Raw genomic sequence first — 4831 nt, 5'->3', positions numbered from 1 at the left:
AGCAGCACGCCGGCCACCAGCAGCAGGGTGCGCTCCACCCGCGTCGTCCTGCGCAGCGCCCAGCCCTGGAAGCCGGCTGCCAGGGCGGCGATGCCGAGCCCGCAGGTGAGCGTCACCTCCGCGATGGACCACCAGTTGGCGCTGGCCAGCGCCTTGGTCGACCCCATCAGCAGCAGGCCCTGGCCGCTCGCATCGAGCACGAACATGAAGGGCACCAGGAAGGCGGGCACCGTGTACTTCCAGCACTGCAGCGTGGTCTTGTACGGATCGCCCCCCGTGATCGCCGCGGCAGCAAAGGGCGACAGCGCCGTGGGCGGCGACACCTCCGACAGCACCGCGTAGTAGAAGATGAACATGTGGGCCGCGAACTCCGGCACGCCCAGCTTGATCAGGGCCGGCGCGGCGATCACGGCGCAGATGATGTAGGAGGCCGTCACCGGCACCGCCAGCCCGATGATCCACACCACGAGCGAGGTGAAGATCGCCGTCAGCAGCAGCGAGCCGCCGGCGTAGTCGATCACGATCTGGCTGAACTTCAGGCCCAGGCCGGTGAGCGTGACCACGCCGACGATGATGCCGGCGCCGGCGCAGGTGGCAGCCACGTTCAGCACGCCGACCGAACCACCTTCCATGGCCTTCATGAAGGGCGAGTTCCACAGCTTGCGGCCGATGCCGGGGCCGCGGAAGGTGTCGTAGGGGATCAGTGCCGTGTCGCGGCGCAGCAGGCTGGTGAGGCCCGAGACCACGGTGGCCCAGAACACCGACAGCACCGGCGAGAAGCCCCACAGCATGAAGGCGACGATCGACACCAGCGAGAGGAAGTGGAACCAGTAGCGGCGCGTGAGGTGCCAGACGGTGTCCACCTTCTCGAACACGGTGGCGTGCATGCCGAACTTCCGCGCGTCGATCTCCACCATCAGGAACAGCGCGAAGTAGAACAGCACCGTCGGGATGCACGCCATCAGCAGCACATCCAGGTAGGAGATCTTGAGGAATTCGGCGATCAGGAAGGCCGCGGCGCCCAGCACCGGCGGCGAGATGATCGCGCCCAGGCCGCCGGCGGCGAGCAGGCCGCCCGCGGCGTTCTTCTCGTAGCCCACCTTGCGCAGCATGGGGTACGCCACCGAACCGAGCGTGACGGTCGTCGCGACGCCCGAGCCCGAAGGCCCCCCCAGCAGGAAGGAGGCGAGCACCACCGTGCGGCCGGCGCCGGTGGGCTTGCCGCCCATGGCGGAGAAGGAGAAGTCGAGGTAGAACTTGCCGGCGCCCGAGTACTGCAGGAAGGCGCCGAAGATGGTGAACAGGATGATCAGCGAGGACGAGACGTCGACGGCGGTGCCGAAGATGCCCTCCAGCGTCATGTACATCACGCCGACCAGCCGGCCGACCTCATAGCCCTTGTGCGTCCAGGGTGCGGGCAGCCAGGGGCCGAACAGCGCATAGGCGAGGAAGGCGATGCAGACCACCGGCATCACCCAGCCGGAGGTGCGGCGCATCGCCTCCAGCACCAGCACGATCAGTGCGATGCCGAAGGCGATGTCCCAGGCCAGCGGAGAGGTGTTGCGGTCGGTGAAGTCGTCGCCGCCCTGGATGGCATAGACGGTCAGGGCGATGGCGAGCAGCGCGGCCAGCCAGTCCCACCACATCACGCGGTGGCGCCAGCGCGACGCCACCGGGAACACCAGGAACACCAGGAACAGCACGAACGAGACGTGGATCGGCCGCAGCGTCTGCGTCGGCACGATCGCGTAGGCGGTGTACAGGTGGAAGACCGACATCGCCACCGCCACCAGGGTGACGAACACGCCGAGCCAGCCTTTCAGCTTGTTCGCCGCGCCCTCCTCCTGCTCGATGTACTCCTCGGCCTTCTGCAGCGCCGCTGCGTCGATGTCGGCGCTCAGCTGCGCCCGCTCCGCCTGGTGTTCGTTCGCGCTCATCGTGGCATCAGTTCAGCTTGATGCCTTTTTCGGCGAAGTACTTGACGGCCCCCGGATGCCACGGGATCGGGCTGGCGTCCTTCTTCTGGTTCTCCAGCTTGAAGTTCTCGGCCTCCTTGTGCACCGCGACGATCTCCGGCTTGTGGTCGAACACCGCCTTCACGATGTTGTAGGCCGTCTTCTCGTCCATGCTCTCGTTGGCGACCAGGATGTTCTGCACCGTGGCCTGGTGGTTGTCGGCCTCCATGCCCTTGTAGACGCTCTTGGGGATCACGTCCTGCACGTACAGGTTGCCGTACTTCTTGTTCATCGCCGGTACCAGCTCCGCGTGGTCGACCAGCTTGATGTGGTTGCCGGGCGTGTTGGCCAGGTCGGAGACGGCGGCGGTGGGCAGTCCACCGACCCAGAAGAAGGCGTCGATCTTGCCGTCCTTCAGCGCGTTGACGGATTCGGCGACACCGAGGCGCTCGCGCTTCATGTCCTTGTCCTTGTCCAGGCCGGCGGCCTCGATCAGGCGGAAGGCCATCACCTCGGTGGCGCTGCCGGGCGAGCCGGTGGAGACGCGCTTGCCCTTCAGGTCGCCGAACTTGGCGATGCCCTTGCCCTCCACGGTGACCACGTGCATGCGGTTCGGGTACAGCACCATCAGCGTGCGCACGGGCACCTTGTTGCTCTTGAACTTGTCCTCGCCCTTGTAGGCGTCCTGCGCGGCGTCGCTCATGCTGAAGGCCACGTAGGGCTTGCCGCTGCCGATCAGCTTGAGGTTGTCGACCGAGCCGCCGGTGACTTCGGCGGTGGCCTGCATGCCGGGCACGTACTTGGAGAGCACCGCGGCCAGGCCGCCCCCCATCGGGTAGTACACGCCGCCTGTGCCGCCGGTGGCGATCGAGATGTTCTGGGCCTGCGCGCCGAAGGCCACCGCAAGGGTGGCCAGCAGGCCCAGCAAGATGGTCCTGAGGAACTTCATGCTTGTCTCCGTAGTGTTGACACTCCAGCCGCGGGCCCGCGGCGGGGCGCGGACCATTCTGCCGGGGGCCGGACGGTCGGTGTCTGGGGGGTTTCCAGCACTCGGCCGTGGCGCCGCCGCGTTGGCGTGCTAACCTGAAAGCATGTTCAACCCGTCCCAGGAAGACGTGCGCCGCTTCTTCTGCAGCGTGCACGCCAAGGCGCGCGCCGGCGAGCTGCTGGATGCGCTGGAGACGCTCGCCAGCGAGTGGCTCAAGGAACACCCGGAGTACGAACCCGACATGGAGGATGCCGAGGCGGCGGTGGCGCGGGTCTACGACGGCTCGGGCGGGCAGGGCAACCCGTTCCTGCATCTTTCGATGCACCTGTCGATCAGCGAGCAGTGCTCGATCGACCAGCCGCGCGGCATCCGGCAGGCGGTGGAACTGCTGGCGGCGCGGCGCAACTCACTGCACGATGCGCACCACGAGGCGATGGAATGCCTGGGGCAGATGCTGTGGGAAAGCCAGCGCGCCGGCCGGCCGCCGGACGGCCAGGCGTACGTGGAGTGCGTGCAGCGGCGGGCGACGCGCTGACCTCGCGCTGCGCGCGCCTGGGTCCCCGCGTACGGGGTGACGCAAGAAAAACGGCCCCGAAGGGCCGTTCTTTCATGCGGGATCAGTGCCGATGGAAGCGCGGCTCCGGCACCGTCGCCACCTCGCCATCGAGCGAGCCGACGTACTGCGCGATCGCCTTCAGTTCGGCGTTGGAGAACTGCTTGGCGATGGCGCCCATGATGCCGTTGTTGCGGCCGACGGCGGGATTGTTGTCCGTCTTGTAGGCCTTCAGCGCGCTGAACAGGTAGTCGGGGTGCTGGCCGGCGATCTTCGGGTAGCTCGGATCGATCGGCTTGGAGAAGTTGGCGCCGTGGCAGGACGCGCAGTTGGCCTTCTGGAGCAGGCCCGCGACCTGCGCGTTCGGCTCGCGGCTTGCCTTCTCGGGGGCGGCCTTGCGCTCCTCGGAGCCCAGCTTTTCGTAGAAGGCGGCGATGTCCGTGATGTCCTGCTCGGTCAGCGTCTCGGCGATGCCGCGCATCGTCGGGTGCTTGCGGTCGCCCGTCTTGTACGCGTGGAGCGCCGCGGCGATGTACTTGGCGCTCTGGCCGGCGATCATGGGAACCTTGTACACCTCGGGGAAGCTCGCCTGGTAGCCCTTGATGTTGTGGCAGCCGAAGCACATCGCCGTCTTGGCTTCGAGCGACTTCGGGCTGGCCGGCGTGGCGGCCTTCGCTGCCGGGGCCGCTGCGGGAGCGGCATCAGCCGCGGGCCCGGCCGGGATCTGCGCCTGGGCCAGCGAGGTCACGCAAGCGACAGACAGGGCGAAAACCGTGGTCAACAGATTTTTCATTTTGCGCGCACAATCTGACGAAGGTCAGCTCCTTAGGATCAACCGTCGATTATAAGGGGCCCTCTTCAGCGCCCTTCCCACTCCCCTTCCTCCATGAAGTTCCAAGGCTCCCAGAACTACGTCGCCACGCAGGACCTGATGCTGGCCGTGAATGCATCCATCACGTTGAAGCGCCCGCTGCTGGTCAAGAGCGAGCCCGGCACCAACAAGACCATGCTGGCCGAGGAGGTGGCGGAGGCGCTGCACATGCCGCTGCTGCAGTGGCACATCAAGTCCACCACCAAGGCGCAGCAGGGCCTGTACGAATACGACGCGGTCAGCCGCCTGCGCGATTCGCAGCTGGGCGACCAGCGCGTGAAGGACATCCACAACTACATCGTCAAGGGCGTGCTGTGGCAGGCCTTCACGGCCGACCAGCCGGTGGCGCTGCTGATCGACGAGATCGACAAGGCCGACATCGAATTCCCCAACGACCTGCTGCGCGAGCTGGACCGGATGGAGTTCTACGTGTACGAGACACGCGAGCTGGTGCGGGCGGTGCA

Annotated in this window: 5 protein-coding genes; 2 read left to right on the top strand and 3 right to left on the bottom strand. The window is 66.9% G+C overall.

Going from position 1 to position 4831, the window contains the following annotated elements; translation table 11 throughout:
• Together VFM98_RS07635 and VFM98_RS07630 are read right to left on the bottom strand one after the other, a co-directional pair.
• A partial coding sequence (locus VFM98_RS07635) for a TRAP transporter fused permease subunit (protein WP_325109314.1) occupies positions 1-1937 on the bottom strand: 1937 nt, incomplete at its 3' end.
• A 7-nt stretch (positions 1938-1944) separates the two neighbouring features.
• Positions 1945-2904, bottom strand: a complete 960-nt coding sequence (locus tag VFM98_RS07630; protein ID WP_325109313.1) for a TAXI family TRAP transporter solute-binding subunit — start codon at positions 2902-2904, stop codon at positions 1945-1947.
• Positions 2905-3046: 142 nt separating this feature from the next.
• On the opposite strand from VFM98_RS07630, the gene VFM98_RS07625 reads away from it, so the two are divergent.
• On the top strand, positions 3047-3478 hold the full coding sequence (locus VFM98_RS07625) for a DUF1841 family protein (RefSeq protein WP_325109312.1): 432 nt from the start codon (positions 3047-3049) through the stop codon (positions 3476-3478).
• An 82-nt stretch (positions 3479-3560) separates the two neighbouring features.
• Here VFM98_RS07625 and VFM98_RS07620 read toward each other — a convergent pair whose 3' ends face one another.
• Positions 3561-4289: a c-type cytochrome gene (locus tag VFM98_RS07620; RefSeq protein WP_325109311.1), complete on the bottom strand. Its 729-nt coding sequence runs from the start codon at positions 4287-4289 to the stop codon at positions 3561-3563.
• Between the two features lie 93 nt (positions 4290-4382).
• Here VFM98_RS07620 and VFM98_RS07615 point away from each other — a divergent pair.
• Positions 4383-4831: MoxR family ATPase (locus VFM98_RS07615; protein ID WP_325109310.1), on the top strand; the 449-nt coding region annotated here is incomplete at its 3' end.

Origin of the sequence: Ramlibacter sp. (assembly GCF_035706265.1) — a bacterium.
Taxonomy (GTDB): Bacteria; Pseudomonadota; Gammaproteobacteria; order Burkholderiales; family Burkholderiaceae_C; genus Ramlibacter.
The sequence above is the reverse complement of the archived record's forward strand: the minus strand, read 5'-3'. Positions and strand labels throughout refer to the sequence as shown.